The sequence below is a fragment of the Mesorhizobium sp. BHbdii genome, from assembly GCF_053848045.1.
The window spans coordinates 1,351,346-1,366,736 of record NZ_JBSPKX010000001.1 but is presented as its reverse complement, the minus strand read 5'-3'; the positions used below and the strand labels follow the sequence as shown (position 1 = coordinate 1,366,736).

The following is a 15,391-nucleotide window of genomic DNA, read 5'->3' as shown; positions in this document are numbered from 1 at the left end:
CGGCCAGCTCGGTGGTCCGTTACTCCAACGGCACGTATTCGCCGCCCTTCCAAACATACCATACCCAACTCTGAACAGTGAGGTCGCCCTTGTCATCAAAGTCCATACGGCCCAGCACAGTATCAAATTGATTGCTCCGCAGCGACGCAATCACGGCTTGGAGTTCTAGTGAGCCTGCCTTCTCGACCGCCTGCGCCCAAGTCTGGGCGGCACCGTAACTATGCAGCGTCCAGGAATCTGGTTCGAAGTTCTCGGCACGGAATCGTTCGACGACTTGCGCCGCTTCGGCATTTCGACGTGGGTCGGGGACAAAGGTGAAGAGTGTGCCCTCGGCGGCAGGGCCGGCAATGAGCCCAAACGCCTCGGTCGCCGTATCGTCACCCGAGATCAGCTGAAGCGAGTAGCCCCGGTCGCGCGCCGCACGGACCATAAGCGCAGCCTCGGTATGATACCCACCCATATAAAGCACGGCGATATCCGCCGCCTGTAACCTACTGACCTCGGCCGAGTAGTCGTCTTTCCCGGGAGCGTAGCCATCATAGATTGTTTCGTTCACGCCCCGCTTGTTCAACTGCTTTCTTGTCTCATCGGCGAGACCCTTCCCATAGGTCGTGTTGTCGTGAAGGATCGCGATCTTCTTGTCGCTCCAATGATCGGCCAAGTAGTTGCCGGCCTCGAAGCCCTGCGCATCGTCGCGACTGCAGACGCGGAAAACGTTTGCGCGACCTTGCTCGGTTAACATCGGATTGGTCGAGGATGGCGAAATCTGCAGAATTCCCGCCGCCTCGTACACCTTCGAAGCTGGGATCGAGGCTCCAGAGCAGTAGTGCCCGACGACGAACACTACACCGTCAGCCACCAGCTTTTGGGCCGCAGCCACTGCTTGCTCGGGATCGCAGAAGTCGTCGACCGTGATGAGCCGCACCTGTTGGCCTAGAACGCCGCCCGCTGCATTGATGTCGGCCACAGCCACCTCTGCGCCGCGCTTCAATTGCGTGCCAGTCCACTCAAGCTTTCCGGTCATCGGGCCTGCGACCCCGATCAGCACCTCCGCCTGCGCAGGACAGTTAAGCGCGACCGCGAGCGCCACAAAAGCCACTGTGATGATACGGTGCATGGAGGACACCCCAAGCGAGTAGTTTACGCCAATCCCGTCAACGCCGACAGTCCTTTCCGCGAGCGTAGATATCTTGGCTGGTCATACAGCGCACTCGTCTCGTCGTTGATTAGGGTTCTACCAGGATTTGCCATATCCCTGCGCGAGTTAGTTGATGGCTAAAGCGCTCGCGCTTGCCGAGGTTCTCAACAAAATTGGGCGCTAAGTGGTTGTTGCCATCGCGTGCTACGAAGTGGATTGTCCCCTTTGCAGACGTTCCGGCCCGATCTACGAAGGTCGCTTTCGGGTCAACCTGCGTCATCCCGCTATCGGCTACAAACGTCCGAGAAGGTCCGAACTCGATCGCTGAGAATATTTGGGTTCCGATCCGAGAGCGTCGCGCGTCCAATGGGAGCGCAAAGGACGGCCTTTGAACTTGCGCACGATCCTGTCCGAACCGGAGGTAGCGCAGCAAGAACCGGTACCACCCGACTTCCGTGTCAGGCACCAGGCAGTCGGAACCGGTATTCCGTGACATGGTGGTAGATCTGGCCCGGCCATAGCGTGGCCTGTGGGAAATACGGCCGGTTCGGCGCGTCCGGCCAGACCTGCGGCTCCAGGCAAAAGCCCGAAAAAGCCTCGTAACGACGTCCTTCGAGCCCCGGCGAAGGCGGCGCCAGATACTGGCCGGTATAGAGCTGAACGCCCGGCTCGGTGGTCCAGAGCTCCATCTCGACGCCGGAATTTGCGCCTTGCGCCCATGATGCCAGCTTGAGCGGCCCACGCATCGAGGCAAGGCAGAAATTCTGGTCGTAGGCGAGTTGCTTGCCCTCGCTCTCCATGCGCAGCGGCCGCGCCTGGCGGAAATCGAACGGCGTGCCATCGACCGGCTTCACGACGCCGGTCGGGATCAGGTCGCCATCGACCGGAAGATAGGCGCCGGCGTTCAGCATCAGCCGGTGGTCGAGGATATCGCCGGCGCCGCCGTCATCCAGGTTGAAATAGGAATGCTGGGTGAGGTTGCACAGCGTCGGCTCCTCGCAGGTGGCGGTCATCTCGACACTGAGCGTGCCGGGGATTTTCAGCCTGTAGGTGCAGGTCACGTCGAGCGCCCCGGGAAAGCCCATCGTGCCGTCGGGATCATGCAGTGTCAGCGTGACAAAATCCCTGCCATGCAGCGAAACCTCCCATGGCCGGTGCGAAAAACCTTGCGAGCCGCCATGCAGCGTGTGTTTGTCGAGGAAGTTGCGCTCGGTCTGGTAACGCTGGCCGGCGATAGTGAAGCGGCCATCGCGGATGCGGTTGGCATAGCGTCCGACGACGGCGCCGAAGAAGGCCGTATCCGTTTCATAAGATTCGAAATTGCCATAGCCGAGCACCAGCGGCGCATCGTGCCCGGCCAGGCGCAGATCCTGGACGATGGCGCCCAGCCCGATGATGTTGGCGGTGAGGCCGCCGCCGCGGATGGTGAAGCGGCGGACGGCCTCACCCGCTTGCGTCGTACCGAAGACCTCGCCGTCTTTCATCGCCATGCCCGAAACGCCAGTTGGTTGATCCATCCCCGCCTGGCCTCTCGGGCCGGCTTGGGTCTGTTGACGGTCAACAGGCCCTGCCAAATCAGAGGCCGAGGCCGCCGATGCAGACATATTTGGTGTCGAGATAATCCTCGATGCCCTGATGTCCGCCTTCCTTGCCGAGGCCCGATTCCTTGACGCCGCCAAACGGCGCCTCAGGCGTGGTGATGAGGCCTTCATTGACGCCGACCATGCCGTATTTCAGCCCTTCCATGACCCGGAAGGCGCGGCCGAGATCGCCGGTGTAGAAATAGCAGGCGAGGCCGAATTCGGTGTCGTTGGCAAGCGCCACGGCTTCCTCTTCGGTTTCGAACTTGAACACCGGCGCGACCGGGCCAAAAATCTCTTCCTTCATGAAGCGCATCTTCGGCGTCGCGTCGGCGATCACCGTCGGCTGGAAGAACGAACCGCCGAGCGCATGGCGCTTGCCGCCGGCGACGACCTTGCCGCCCTTGGCGGTGGCGTCGGCGATCAGTTCTTCAACCTTCTCGACTGCCTTCTCGTCGATCAGCGGCCCCTGCTGCACGCCATCTTCGAGGCCGGAACCGACCTTCAGCTCGTTGCTGGCAGCGGCGAGCTTCTCGACGAACTTGTCGTAGACGCCGGCCTGAACCAGGAAGCGGTTCGTGCAGACGCAGGTCTGGCCGGAATTGCGGTACTTGGCGGTGATCGCGCCGGCGACGGCACGTTCGATGTCGGCGTCGTCGAAGACGAGGAACGGCGCGTTGCCGCCGAGCTCCATCGACACCTTCTTGACGGTGACGGACGACTTCTGGATCAGGATCTTGCCGACCTCGGTCGAGCCGGTGAAGGTGATCTTCTTGACCAGCGGGTTGGCGCAGATCTCGTCGCCGATCTCGCCGGCGGCGCCGGTCAGGATGTTGATGACGCCTTTGGGGAAGCCGACTTCCTCGGCGAGCGCGCCCCAGGCGAGGCCGGAATAAGGCGTCTGCGAGGCCGGTTTGACCACCGCGGTGCAGCCGGCGGCAAGCGCCGGGCCGAGCTTGCGGGCCAGCATCGAAGACGGGAAATTCCACGGCGTGATGGCGGCGATGACGCCGACCGGCTCCTTGGTCACCAGGATGCGGCGGTCCGCCCAGGGCGACGGCACGACATCGCCATAGGTGCGGCGGCCTTCTTCGGCGAACCACAGGATGTAGGAGGCGGCCGAACCGATCTCGCCCTTCGATTCGAACAGCGACTTGCCCTGCTCGATGGTCAGCAGCTCGGCCAGCACATCCTGATTATCCATCATCGCGTCATGCAGCTTGCGCAACAACTTCGAACGCTCGAGCGCAGTGGTCTTGCGCCATGTCTTGAAAGCGGCGTCGGCGGCTTCGATGGCGCGGCGCGTCTCGACCCTGCCCGACTTCGGCACGGTGCCGATCTTGAGGCCGGTGGCCGGATTGTTGACGTCCACCGTCTGGCCGCTGTCGGCCTGCACCCACTCGCCATTGATGAGATTGGCCTGGCGCATGAAATGGCTGGTTTTCTGAAGCATGGTCTAGCCTCCGTTCGGCGCGCTGACGGGCCGCTATCTGGATTTCTTTGGTGGGCGTGCGCAATGGCATCGGTGTCGGCACGCCTGGAGCCACTGCTCTTTACCTAGGGCAAGCCCCGCAATCAATCGCAAGATGGCATATAGGGTTTGGGCCAGCGCAAGGCGAGGCCAACTTGCGCCCAAATTGCTATCCAAACACGTTGCTACCAAACACGTGGACGACGACCGTCAGCCAGAACGCCGTGGTGACGACCGCGCAGGCGGTGGCGATGGTCATCTGGTTCGATGCCAATGCCTGGCCGGTGTTGAACTGCGTCGCAATCAAGTAGGAATTGACCCCGGATGGCAGCGCGGCGGCCACAACCGCGACCTTCGCTGACAGCGGCGGCAGCCCGAACAGCCAGACCAGGCCGAGTGCAACGGCCGGCATCAGCAACAGCTTCAGCGCCGACAGCGCCAGCGCCGGCCGCACGTTGCCGGAGATGCCGAAACGGCACAGGCCAAGCCCCATGGCAAACAGCGCGACCGGTCCGGCGATGTTGGCCAATGCGTCGACCAGCCGGACGGCCAGCCCCGGCAGTGGCAGGCCGGTGATACGCCATACCCATCCGGCCAGGATGCCGATGATCAGCGGATTGGAGAGCAGCTTTCGAAAGAAGCGCCGGATGATGCGCAGCGGATGCACATGCTCGTCACCGCGGCCAAAGACTTCAAACAAGATGATCGACGCCATGATCATCGTCGGCAGATGCACGGAAATCAGCAGCGACAGCACTTCGAATCCACTTGGCCCGATTGTGCCGAGGACAAACGGGATGCCGAGCAGGACGAGATTGGAAAAAGCCGACGACACGCCGCCGACGACCCCCGCACGCGCGTCGCGCCCGAACACCCGCGTGATCACCAGATGGCCTGCAGCCCAGGTGACTGCGGCAGCCGTGAAATAGGCTCCCCAGAACAACCAGGGCGCGGCACCATGGAAATCGGCATTGACCATGGTGCGGAACAGAAGCAGCGGCATCGCCACCCCGACGGCGAATTCGGCGATGGCCTCGCCCGCCTCGGCCTTCAGATAGCCGGTGAGCCCGGCCAGATAGCCGAGCGCGACTAGGCCGAAGACGAAAAGGACGGTTTCGATGAGTGGAGACATTTTTCTCCTGATAGGCGAGCCGGGATTGCAGCGCAATCGCCCCGCCTTACGAAGCGGTCTGTTCTCGCAAACAGCCGGGATTGGTCGTGCCTTGTTTTTCAGCCGGCTTTGCCGTCCCTATATGCGATCACCGGAACCAACCTCCGGTGACCGGAAAAGGACGTTAGATGCTTCGATTTGTGCTGGCGCTATTGCTGCTCGTCATTCCCGCGTCGGCCCATGCGACTGAAGCCGGCTGGGCGCTGTTGCGCGACGGCGGACATGTGGTGCTGCTTCGCCATGCCATGGTCACCGGCACCACCGATCCGGCGAATTTCGACATCGAGAAGTGCGCGACCCAGGTCAATCTCTCGGTGCGCGGCAAGCAGCAGGCGCGCAAGATCGGCGCGCTGTTCGCCGCCCGCGCCGCGCCCATCGAGCGCGTGCTGTCCAGCCGCTATTGCCGCTGCCTCGACACGGCCCGCATCGCTTTCAGAGCGGAACCCGAACCGTTCGCGCCGCTTGACCTGCTGAAGACAGACGCGAGCGAGAAAGCCGCCCAGCTCGAGGCGATCATGAACGAGATCCGCGGCTATTCCGGTTCCGACAATGTGGTCATGGTCACCCATCTGGAGAACATCATGGCGCTCACCGGCATCTCGCCCCGCGAAGGCGAAGCCGTGATCGTCGAGCTGCAAGGCGACGGCCTGCGCGTGCTCGGCCGCGTCACCTTCTAAGCTGCGCTGGAGACGGTTGAAGCGTTCGCTAGTGGTGAAAATCTAGCGCTGGTACCCTAAGCGGAATACCGGACCCGTTGCGGTCTTTCAGTTGCGAGCGTCGCTTGCTGGAGCTGCGTTAGTCGGTCGGGGGCCAATGGTATTTTTAATGGAACGCTAATATACATAGACGCTCGAACGAGCAGCGGCTGCCAAATACTTGAGGAATGCCATGCGAAGATTAATCTTCACGGCAATGTGTATCGCAACCGCGACAGCCGCTAGCGCCCACGATTGGTACGAGGACAAGGTTGACCCACAGACGAAATTCAAGTGTTGCGGTGGTTCTGATTGCCGCGCCATACCACGGTCTTCGGTGCGGTCCAGGATAGACGGTGGTTACACTTACTTGCCGCATAATTTCATCATCCCCCGGGATCGCGTACAGGAATCCCCGGACGGCCAATACCATATCTGCGAGAGTACCTACGTCGTAACTAATCAGCTGTATTGGCGTTGCTTTTTCGCACCTCGTGCCAATGTCTCTCTACTTCTCCCACGTTAATGATACTGCGCGTCGTGGCCGAAATCGACATCGACAAGGTACGTAGCTGTGGCAAATTCAGTCGCGCCGCTTGCTGCCCTGAACGGAGGTTCGCGTTCGCTACACGGGAAAAGCATCGGCCCCGAAAGCACGATGCCGTGGCTGCGCTCAAGATCGTTCGTCATCCTCCTCCCCGCCGGTTTCCGCCAGACCGTGGCTGTCCGCTGCGCCAAGCTCCAGCCCCGTAGATGCGCTTCAATTGGCCGATCGTTTCCAGGGTCACCGGGGAAAACGGCGTCTGGCCTTCAAAAGCACGATGCCCTCGACGACGTCACTCAGGCTCATGTCGCGATGTTCGGCCAAGGCCCTGAGCACCTTCACGCAATGACCAGAGATAGGATGGTTGCGGCATATCCCGGCAGGTTCCCGCGACCCTATTGCCCTGGTAGAACAGCTACCCCATCTGCGCCCGGCGTATCAGGCCCTTTTCCTGCCCGGAAAAACCGATTAGACAGCGCGCAAACACATGCGGACAGATTCCGCCCGCAACCGAAGGAAAAGCCCTTGTCCACCACGTTCGACAAAGTCGCCAAGATCATCGCCGACACCAGTGAGATCGATATCGACACGATCACCCCTGAAAGCCACACTATCGACGATCTCGGCATCGACAGCCTCGACTTCCTCGACATCGTCTTTGCCATCGACAAGGAATTCGGCATCAAGGTGCCGCTGGAAAAGTGGACGCAAGAGGTCAATGACGGCAAGGCCTCGACCGACGATTACTTCGTCATGAAGAACCTGTGCGCCAAGATCGACGCTCTCGTCGCGGCCAAGAACGCCTGAAATGGTTCAGCCCGCGATCTTGATGCGCCTTCAAACCTGACCCACAACAACCGCCCATGAGTCCCCACCACGTCGTCATATCAGGCATCGGCCTTGTCTCTTCGCTGGGCGAAGGTCCGGATGCGCATTGGCGCAAACTCGCCCAGCCCGGCCTGGAACCCGTGCTCGAAGCATCGCGCTTCTCGCCGTACACCATCCACCCGCTGCCGGAGATCGACTGGAACCTGCAGATCGCCAAGCGCGGCGACCAGCGGCAGATGGAAACCTGGCAAAGGCTCGGCACCTACGCCGCCGGCATGGCGCTCGACGACGCCGGCATCAAGGGCAATGACGAACTCTGCACGACCATGGACATGGTGGTGGCTGCCGGCGGCGGCGAGCGCGACGAAACCGTCGACGCCGACATTCTCGCCGCTTCGGAAAGCCGCAACGACCGTGACGTCCTGCTCAACGAGAAACTGACCACTGAGTTGCGGCCGACGCTGTTTCTGGCGCAGCTTTCCAACCTGCTCGCCGGCAACATCTCGATCGTTCACAAGGTGACCGGCTCGTCGCGCACCTTCATGGGCGAGGAAGGCGCCGGCGTCGCTGCCGTCGAGACGGCCGCCGCACGTATCCGCTCCGGCCAGTCGACGCATATCCTGGTCGGCGGCGCCTTCCAGACCGAGCATTCGGACATGCTGCTTGGCTATGAACTGGCCGGCTATCTGCATCGCGGCCCCTGGAGGCCGGTCTGGCAGAGACAAGGCCTGCAAGGCGGAGGCGTGGTGACTGGATCAGGCGGCGCGTTTCTTGTCCTGGAACAGCGCGAACATGCGATCAGCCGCGGGCGAAAGATCTATGCCGAACTCGGCCCGGTCATATCCGGACGCGCAAAACGCCGGCAGAGCGAACTCGATGCCGAGATTGCCGCCCTGCTCAGGCAGGCGGAATTGCCGAACGGCGAGTTGCTGACGATTTCGGGCGCTTCGGGTGCCCATACCGCTACTGCTGCCGAGAAATCGGCGCTCGACGCCAATCCGGCGATTGCCGCACGCGGCTTTTCGACGCTGACCGGCCACATGAAGGAAGCACAGTTTCCCTTCGCCGTGGCGCTGGCGGCACTGGCTGTCGAACGTAAGGCCGCCTACCCGGCTTTTGACCCCGCCACCGAGAAGCCGTTCAACGGCATTCCCAGGACCGTCCTTGCAACGGCGGTCGGCTATCACCAATTCGAGGGCTTGGCGTTGGTCAACGCCGCCGATTAAAGATCCGGGACAAGTCATGGCCAATCTGAACGACCACATGGGCAGGCCGATCGTCGCCGTCACCGGTATCGGCGTGGTGACTTCGCTGGGTGTCGGCAAGGCCGACAATTGGGCAGCGCTCACCGCGGGCAAGTCCGGCATCCATCCGATCACCCGCTTTCCCGTTGACCATCTGAACACCCGCATCTCCGGCATGGTCGATTTCCTGCCGTCGAGCTCCAAGGGCGCCAGTCTTCTTACCTACGATCTCGCCCAGATCGCCGCGCAGGAAGCCGTGGCCGAAGCCGGCCTTGATTCGGGCGATTTCGGCGGGCCGCTTTTCCTCGCCTCGCCGCCGGTCGAACTCGACTGGAGCGAGCGCTTTTCGCTCTACAATTCCGACAAGCACGACATCGGCGCCGAACGGCTGCTTCGCGTGGCGCGCGGCTTGAAGGAACTCGATGTTTTCGAAACCACCCAGTTCGGTTCGATCGCCGACCGGCTCGCCGACCGTTTTGGGACGCGCGGCCTGCCGATCACGCTGTCGACGGCCTGCGCCTCGGGCGCCACCTCGATCCAGCTCGGCGTCGAGGCGATCCGCCGCGGCGAATGCGACAGGGCGCTGTCGATCGGCGCCGACGGCTCGGCAACGGCCGAGGCGCTGATCCGTTTCTCCCTGCTTTCGGCGCTCTCCACGCATAACGACATCCCCGAAAGGGCGTCCAAGCCGTTCTCCAAGGATCGCGACGGCTTCGTGCTGGCCGAGGGCTCGGGCGCGCTTGTGCTGGAATCGCTGCAGGCCGCACTGGCCCGCGGCGCGACCATCCTCGGCATCCTGCGCGGCTGCGGCGAGAAGGCCGACGATTTCCACCGCACCCGTTCGAAGCCGGACGGTTCGCCGGCGATCGCCGCCGTTCGCGCCGCCCTCGCCGATGCCGGCTTGGGCGAGGACGAGATCGATTATGTCAACGCTCATGGCACGTCGACGCCGGAAAACGACAAGATGGAGCATCTGTCGCTGTCAACCGTGTTCGGCGAGCGGATCGGCTCGATGCCGATCTCGTCGAACAAGTCGATGATCGGCCACACGCTGTCGGCCGCCGGTGCCGTCGAGGCCGCGTTTTCGCTGATGACCATGCGCGAGAGCGTGATCCCGCCGACCATCAATTACGACAATCCCGATCCGGCGATCGTGCTCGACGTGGTACCGAACGAGAAGCGCAACGCCGAGGTCGGCACGGTGCTGTCGAACTCCTTCGGCTTCGGCGGCCAGAACACCTGCCTTGTCATGGCGCGGGAACCAGTCTAAGCGAGCCTTTTCCCGCTCAACAGAACCGACAGGCTCAATGCGCGCATTGCAACTTATCGAGGACCGCCGCCTTGAAACGGTGGACCTGCCGCCTCCGCCGCAGCCTGCGCTGGGCGAAGTGACGCTGCGCATCAAAGCCGTGGCGCTCAATCATATCGACGTCTGGGGCTGGCGCGGCATGGCCTTCGCCAAGCGCAAGCTGCCGCTGGTCGTCGGCGCCGAAGCTTCCGGCGAGGTCGAGGCGGTCGGCCGCGGCGTCTCCAGCCTTGTACCCGGACAGCTTGTGTCGATCTACGGCGCGCGCACCTGCGGGCTTTGCCGCGCCTGCCGCGAAGGCCGCGACAATCTCTGCGATAATGTCTCGGGCGTTCACGGCTTCCATCTCGATGGCTTTGCGCAAGAGAAGATCAACCTGCCGGCGCGCCTGCTGGTCCCCGCCCCGCCCGGCGTGACGGACATCGGCGCGGCCGTCGCGCCCGTCACCTTCGGCACGGTCGAACACATGCTGTTCGACAATGCCAGGCTGCAGCCCGGGGAGATCATCCTTATCCATGCCGGCGGCTCGGGCATCGGCTCCGCCGCGATCCAGCTGGCTAAGAAAATGGGCTGCACTGTGATCACCACGGTCGGCTCGAACGACAAGATCGACAAGGCGAAGGCGCTTGGCGCCGACCACGTCATCAACTATCGCGAGGACCGTTTCGAAGGCGTGGTTCGCAAGCTGACGAAGAAGAAGGGCGTCGACGTCGTCTTTGAGCATGTCGGCGCGGACACCTTTGCCGCCTCGATGCTGTGCCTGAAACGCGGCGGTCGCCTGGTGACCTGCGGCTCGACCTCGGGCGTCTCGACGCAGATCAATCTGATGCAATTGTTCCAGCAGCAGCTGAAGCTGCTCGGCTCCTTCGGCTGCCGTATGCAAAACATGGCCGACGCCATGCAGAAAATGGCGACGGGGCTGGTTTTTCCGGTTATCGACACCGAAGTCGGCTTCGACGGCATCGACGCCGCGCTGAAGCGCATGGAAGGCCGCGACGTGTTCGGCAAGATCATCCTGCGCGTCGGCTGACCATGATGTTGCTGTCTAAAAACATCATGGGCTAGGAATGGTCGGCAACACCTTCAAGAAGCTCCGCCGGGACTTGGCGTTCCGCCACGGCAGGCGGCTGCGCCAGTTCAACTATTGGCTGCTTGCGCGCGCCGCGATGACGATAATTTGGCTGCTGCGTCTGCTGCCGGTCGACAGCGCGCTCAATTTCGCCGACCGAGCCGCCCGCCTCATTGGTCCGTGGGTGGGACGCCACAATGTCGCCACCGCCAATCTGCGCAACGCCTACCCGGAAAAGAGCGACAGCGAAATCCAGGCCATCGCGTCCGATATGTGGGGCAACATGGCCCGCCTCGCCGCAGAATACATTTTTCTCGACGCCCTGTTCGACTACGATCCCGCCGCGACGAAACCGGGCCGCGTCGAGGTCAAGGGGGTCGAGCACTTCGTGCATATCGCCGAGGAACAGAAGCCGCATATCATCTTCACGGGGCATCTCGGCAACTTCGAACTGCTTCCGGTGGCGGCAGCCACTTTCGGCATGAACATCACGGCGCTGTTTCGCCCGCCCAACAACCCTTACCTTGCCGACTACATCCTCTCGACTCGCCGCTCGACCATGGGGTCGCTTCTGCCTTCTTCGACCGGCGCTTCATTCGCGCTGGCGTCCATTCTGGAGAAAGGCGGCAATATCGGCGTGCTCGTCGACCAGAAATTCTCGAGCGGGCTCGAAACGACATTCTTCGGCCGCCCATGCGAGAGCAACCGGGTTCTGGGCACCCTGGCGCGGCACTATGACTGCGATGTCTATCCGGCGCGCTGCGTGCGCTTGCCGGGCAACCGCTTCCGGCTCGAGATCGAGGACAAACTGACCTTGCCGCGCACCGCCGGAGGCAGTGTCGACGTCCACGGCACCACCCAGCTGCTCAACGACGTGGTCGAGCGCTGGGTGCGCGAGGATCCAGGCCAGTGGATGTGGTTCCATAAAAGGTGGGAAATCAGCGGCCCGCGCAGAAAGCGTCAAAAGGCGAGACAGCGCGGCGAAGCGGCCTGAAGCGGCAAGTATCGAGATGCAGCGCAAGCGTGAAGCGATTTGCCCTGCAACTAGGGGTAGTTTCGACTTGACAAGTGACGGCAGTTATGCTAGGAATTTAAGCACAATTCTTGATCTGCGCCAACGACCCGCCCGCTGATGCGGGTTTTTTGTTTCGGCCGGATCGCTCGATGGCGGCCTTGTTTCAAGTTTCGGTCTTTCGGCGCGGCAAGTTTCACCGCCAATCGTTAAGCACGTCCGATATGAAAGGGCTGTTTGACAGCCACGCCTGGAGAAAAGTGAACCTGATCGGTCAAAGCCTCGCCTCATCGGCCGTAAGTGCGTGCTCTCGCGTGCCGGAGACGATGATCTCCAGGACCTCATGCTCGCCGGTGTTCCTGACGTAGCGATCGCCGACGTTCTCGCCGCGCTTCAGCACCATCACGCGATCGCCCACAGCGAATATGTCAACCAGGCGGTGGGAGATTATGATCTGGGCAACGCCCTGCTTTTTCAGTTCCAGCATGGTCTCGAGCAGCCGCTCGGTCGCCATCACCGAGAGATTGGCGGTCGGCTCGTCGAGGATCACCACGCGCGGCTGGAAGGAGATAGCGCGGGCAATCGCCACAGATTGCTGGCGTCCGCCTGACAGGCTCTCGACCTTTTGATAGACGGAGTTCACGTCGACCTTGAGTCGCTTCAGCACGCTGTCGGCTTCCGCGTACATTTTCCGCCGATTGACGAAAAGGCCCTTGCGCGGCCAACGGCCAAGAAAGATGTTCTGACCGACATCCATATTCCCGCAAAGAGCGAAATCCTGGTAGATCATCTCGATGCCGGCGTCGCGGCTTTCGTGCGGGCTCTTGAAGTGCACCGGCTGCCCAGCGACGAAAACCTCGCCGGCGTCGCGCTGGTAGGCGCCGGTCAGGATCTTCATCAGCGTCGATTTGCCGGCCGAGTTGTCGCCGACGAGGCCCAGGATCTCGCCGGGATAGAGCACGAGGTCGACGTTGCGGAGCGCCTGCACTGCACCGAAGGCTTTTTCGATGCCCCGCATTTCTACGATCGGTGCAGGCGTGGTCGGGTCACGCATGGGTGGTCTCCGCCGTTCTTGTGCGCCGTGCGAGGCGCGCCCGCAGGCGGCCGAAGATGTTGGCCTGGCGCACCCAGATGTCGATCAGCACCGCCACGATCAGGATGCCGCCGATGAAGACGTTGATCCAGTGCTGCGGCATAGTGAAGCCCTGGACGTTGAGCTGCAGCAGCGCCCGGATCAGGGTGATCACCGCCGCCCCGGCGAGCGCCCCGATCACGGTGCCGTAGCCGCCGAAGATCGAACCGCCGCCGATGATCACCGAAGCGATGGCGTCGAGCTCGCGGAACTGGCCGGCCACCGGGTTGAAGCTGCGGAAGTAGGCGACGTTGATGATCCCGGCCATTGTCGCGCAGAGCGCCGCCAGCATAAGCGCGAGGAACCGCACCCGGTTGGTGTTGATCCCGGCATAGGCGGCGGCGCGAATGTTGCCGCCGGTAGCATAGACCTTCTGCCCGAACGGCATATAGGCGAGCACGACGCCGGCAATGACGGCGACGAACAGCATCCAGATGGTCTGGACGCTCACCACCTCGGCGATCGAGCGCAGCAGCCCGTCCGGCAGCGAGATGCGGTAGTGCAGCATGATGTCGTTCACCTTGCGGCCAAGCAGGTTGTAGCCCTCGGGCCAGCCGGTGAGCTGCTGCCCGGCGACGAACCAGGCGGCGAGGCCGCGGGCGATGTAGAACATGCCGAGCGTGGCGATGAAGGCCGGCAGCTTGAAGCCGACGGTGACGATCGCGTTGACGAGGCCGGCACACATGCCCGCGAGCAGGCCCATCGCCACCGCGGTCACGGGGTCGGCGCCGAGAACCTTGAGAAAATAGGCGGCGGTGCTGCCGGCGAGGGCGAGCACCGCCCCGACGGAGAGATCGATATCGCCGGCGGCGATGACGTAGGTGAGCCCGATGGTGATCAGCGCAAGCTCGGTATAGTTGAGCAGGATCGCGAAGCTGTTGGACAGGTTCCACCAGTAGTCCGGCCGGAGCGCGAGGCCGGTCAGCCACAGGAGCACCGTCAAGATGATGGCGAGCGCGTCGCGCCGGGCGAGGAACTTGCCGAACCCGGTGGCCGACAGCGCCATGTCGGTCGCCATCGCCCCCTTGGTCTGCACTCCCTCGATCGCAATGCCACCGATCTCGTAGGCCGGTGGCGGTGGCCGGCCGCGGAGCCAGGCCCAGAGGCGCCCTGCCACTTGGCGGCGGATGAGATAGGGCTCGATGAGCACCGCCACGACGAGCAGCAGTCCGAGGAACACCGGCACCGCGCCGACCGGCAGCGAGAAAACGGCGTTGACCGTGATCTCCTCGTCGCCGATCTTGATGGTGCGCGTGATCGGCCAGCCCTCGCGCAACACCTTGTCGAGCAGCACCACCAGCAGGGCGCCAAGGCAGGATCCGGCGACCCGGCCGCGGCCGCCAAGGATCGAGGCGCCGCCGATGATCACGGCGGCAATGACGGTCAGCTCACCACTGACGCCGTAGAGGGGCGTCACGCCCTTGTCCTGGGCAGCTGACATCAGGCCGGCAAGCGCCGCGCAGAGCGAGGAGATCAGGTAGGCTCGAATGCGCACCCAGTTGGTCGGGATGCCGGCATAGGACGCCGCCTGCTCGTTGCCGCCGGTGGCGAAGGTCTCGTAGCCCCAGCGCGTCTTGGCGAGCACATAGGCGCCGATCACTGCGACAACAACGAAGATCACGACCTGGTTGTTGAAGCCGAGGAGGTTAGTCTCGCCGAGGTGAAAAAAAAGCGGATAGCCGGTCGCCTTGGCAGGATAGTAGATCGCCTGGCCGTGAGTGAGCGCCAGCACGAAGCCGCGGCCGATGAAAAGTATCGTCAGGGTGGCGATGAATGCAGGCACTTTCAGGATGGTAACGAGCACGCCATTGACGAGACCGATCAACACACCGAGAAGCACGCACAGGATCACCGACGTGACGACGCCGAAGTCAAGGAAGCTCGGCGCGAACAGCCTGGCGAAGACGACGGCGACTAGGCCGTAAGTTGAACCGACCGAAAGATCGAGGTCCTTGTTGACGATGACGAAGGTCACTCCGACCGCGATGATGGCAACCCGCGAGGTGTCGCGGAGCAGCGAGTGAAACGCTCCTGTCGACCCGAAGAACGCGGGATTGACGAGAGCACCGCCGAGATAGAGCAGCAAAAGCAAGGCAACGAGCCCCACCTCCCAGCCGCCGACAATCTGGGACGGCGCACGGCCGAGTGATGTGGTCGCGGTAAGCGCCATGGTCTCTTCTGGTCGATTTCCCTGCTGCCGC

13 protein-coding genes are annotated in these 15,391 nt (G+C 62.8%); 6 read left to right on the top strand and 7 right to left on the bottom strand.

The genetic code is table 11. The features are described 5' to 3' along the window. Window positions 1-19: 19 nt before the first annotated feature. The 4 genes from ACWTU8_RS06660 to ACWTU8_RS06645 form a co-directional block, all read right to left on the bottom strand. Complete coding sequence (locus ACWTU8_RS06660; protein WP_455847493.1) at window positions 20-1,117, bottom strand: branched-chain amino acid ABC transporter substrate-binding protein; 1,098 nt, start codon at window positions 1,115-1,117, stop codon at window positions 20-22. A 479-nt stretch (window positions 1,118-1,596) separates the two neighbouring features. Continuing rightward, on the bottom strand, window positions 1,597-2,628 hold the full coding sequence (locus tag ACWTU8_RS06655) for an aldose epimerase family protein (RefSeq protein ID WP_455848400.1): 1,032 nt from the start codon (window positions 2,626-2,628) through the stop codon (window positions 1,597-1,599). An 85-nt stretch (window positions 2,629-2,713) separates the two neighbouring features. After that, complete coding sequence (locus ACWTU8_RS06650) at window positions 2,714-4,171, bottom strand: NAD-dependent succinate-semialdehyde dehydrogenase (protein ID WP_065012184.1); 1,458 nt, start codon at window positions 4,169-4,171, stop codon at window positions 2,714-2,716. A 187-nt stretch (window positions 4,172-4,358) separates the two neighbouring features. Next, complete coding sequence (locus ACWTU8_RS06645; RefSeq protein ID WP_455847492.1) at window positions 4,359-5,321, bottom strand: AEC family transporter; 963 nt, start codon at window positions 5,319-5,321, stop codon at window positions 4,359-4,361. Window positions 5,322-5,488: 167 nt separating this feature from the next. On the opposite strand from ACWTU8_RS06645, the gene ACWTU8_RS06640 reads away from it, so the two are divergent. Beyond that, window positions 5,489-6,037: a histidine phosphatase family protein gene (locus tag ACWTU8_RS06640; RefSeq protein ID WP_455847491.1), complete on the top strand. Its 549-nt coding sequence runs from the start codon at window positions 5,489-5,491 to the stop codon at window positions 6,035-6,037. Window positions 6,038-6,577: 540 nt separating this feature from the next. Here the strand turns inward: ACWTU8_RS06640 and ACWTU8_RS06635 are convergent. Then, on the bottom strand, window positions 6,578-6,745 hold the full coding sequence (locus ACWTU8_RS06635; protein ID WP_455847490.1) for a hypothetical protein: 168 nt from the start codon (window positions 6,743-6,745) through the stop codon (window positions 6,578-6,580). A gap of 379 nt (window positions 6,746-7,124) precedes the next feature. Between ACWTU8_RS06635 and ACWTU8_RS06630 the strand changes: the two genes are divergently transcribed. From ACWTU8_RS06630 to ACWTU8_RS06610, 5 genes are read left to right on the top strand one after another with little or no spacing between them, the layout of a single operon-like run. Then, window positions 7,125-7,406: an acyl carrier protein gene (locus ACWTU8_RS06630; RefSeq protein WP_006335407.1), complete on the top strand. Its 282-nt coding sequence runs from the start codon at window positions 7,125-7,127 to the stop codon at window positions 7,404-7,406. 56 nt (window positions 7,407-7,462) lie between these two features. Continuing rightward, window positions 7,463-8,653 (top strand): beta-ketoacyl-ACP synthase, encoded by a 1,191-nt coding sequence (locus tag ACWTU8_RS06625; RefSeq protein ID WP_455847489.1) that lies wholly within the window; start codon window positions 7,463-7,465, stop codon window positions 8,651-8,653. Between the two features lie 16 nt (window positions 8,654-8,669). Then, a complete protein-coding gene (locus ACWTU8_RS06620) occupies window positions 8,670-9,941 on the top strand; it encodes a beta-ketoacyl-ACP synthase (RefSeq protein WP_455847488.1) in 1,272 nt (423 codons plus the stop codon). A gap of 37 nt (window positions 9,942-9,978) precedes the next feature. Continuing rightward, on the top strand, window positions 9,979-11,007 hold the full coding sequence (locus tag ACWTU8_RS06615; protein ID WP_455847487.1) for a zinc-binding dehydrogenase: 1,029 nt from the start codon (window positions 9,979-9,981) through the stop codon (window positions 11,005-11,007). A gap of 37 nt (window positions 11,008-11,044) precedes the next feature. After that, the gene (locus tag ACWTU8_RS06610) at window positions 11,045-12,040 is read left to right on the top strand and encodes a lipid A biosynthesis lauroyl acyltransferase (RefSeq protein WP_455847486.1); all 996 of its coding nucleotides are present in this window, start codon (window positions 11,045-11,047) and stop codon (window positions 12,038-12,040) included. 292 nt (window positions 12,041-12,332) lie between these two features. Here the strand turns inward: ACWTU8_RS06610 and ACWTU8_RS06605 are convergent, their stop codons facing one another. Beyond that, on the bottom strand, window positions 12,333-13,112 hold the full coding sequence (locus ACWTU8_RS06605; protein ID WP_095521961.1) for an ATP-binding cassette domain-containing protein: 780 nt from the start codon (window positions 13,110-13,112) through the stop codon (window positions 12,333-12,335). After that, window positions 13,105-15,360 (bottom strand): ABC transporter permease, encoded by a 2,256-nt coding sequence (locus tag ACWTU8_RS06600; RefSeq protein ID WP_455847485.1) that lies wholly within the window; start codon window positions 15,358-15,360, stop codon window positions 13,105-13,107. The genes ACWTU8_RS06605 and ACWTU8_RS06600 overlap by 8 nt, the downstream gene beginning before the upstream one ends. Window positions 15,361-15,391 lie beyond the last annotated feature (31 nt).